Raw genomic sequence first — 1,004 nt, forward strand, 5'->3', positions numbered from 1 at the left:
TCTCATTTCTTATTTCTACGACAAATAAGAAATAGATTGTTTGTTTACTGTTCCAAATCTGTCTCTTATACACATCTAGATGTGTATAAGAGACAGTAACTAAGTAATGGATACTATTCTCATTTCTTATTTCTACGACAAATAAGAAATAAGAAAAAGTAAAAATTTGTGACTGTCTCTTATACACATCTAGATGTGTATAAGAGACAGGTATTTAATGCTTTCTTTAAAATATTAAAGACATTTTTAATAGTACCAGAAGCAAAATTTTGTTTAGTAAGATGATAAACAAATTCTTGAATAATTTCTTGTGTAATTTTTTGAACTTTTATATCACCTAATTTTGGTAAGATGTGACGTTTGATCAGTCGAGTATAATTCGAGTATGTTGTAGGTTTAACAGCATAACTCATAGTGGTCATCATCCAATTTCCAATGAATTCTTCAAACGTCTCATTATAGCTAGCAACAGAACAATTCGAGGTGAGATATCTAGCTTTAATAAATGTTAGTTTTTCTTTCACTTCTAAATATTGCTTGCCATATATAGAACCATAAATTATTTTTTTATCTGGTGTCCGTTGTTTAATATATCTACCTTCCCAACGTCCATCTTTTCTTTTATAAATATTTTCACCTTTTTTGACCATATTAGATTAATCCTTTCTTGTCTTGACAATTTTTTTGACGGCTTATCAGAGGAAAAATCAATTCTTTTGAAGAAAAAATTCAAAAACATTGAGTTTTTCTCTTTTTTTTTAAACTTTTTTGAAATTTTCGATAGAAATGATTATTGACTTTGAGAGATTTCTCAGTTAACATAAATGTGAATTTAATTAAACAGATAAATTTAATTTTTTTTTCACAAATTTTTACTTTTTCTTATTTCTTATTTGTCGTAGAAATAAGAAATAGGCAGCAGTTCCATTACCTGTCTCTTATACACATCTAGATGTGTATAAGAGACAGGTCCAATAAAAGCATCTTTCTATCCCCCCATTAAT

General features: G+C 27.5%; 1 protein-coding gene. It reads right to left on the reverse strand.

Translation table 11 applies throughout. The annotated features are described in order from the left end of the window. Positions 1-179: 179 nt before the first annotated feature. Positions 180-650, reverse strand: coding sequence for an N-terminal phage integrase SAM-like domain-containing protein (locus A5819_RS18880; RefSeq protein WP_086353120.1), 471 nt, complete (start codon positions 648-650; stop codon positions 180-182). Positions 651-1,004: the final 354 nt, after the last annotated feature.

Origin of the sequence: Enterococcus sp. 7E2_DIV0204, assembly GCF_002140855.1 — a bacterium.
Lineage (GTDB): Bacteria > Bacillota > Bacilli > Lactobacillales > Enterococcaceae > Enterococcus_L > Enterococcus_L lemimoniae.

Coding starts and splice junctions, on each gene's coding strand:
- A5819_RS18880 (WP_086353120.1), bottom strand. CDS start 650: ATGGTCAAAAAAGGTGAAAATATTTATAAAAGAAAAGATGGACGTTGG.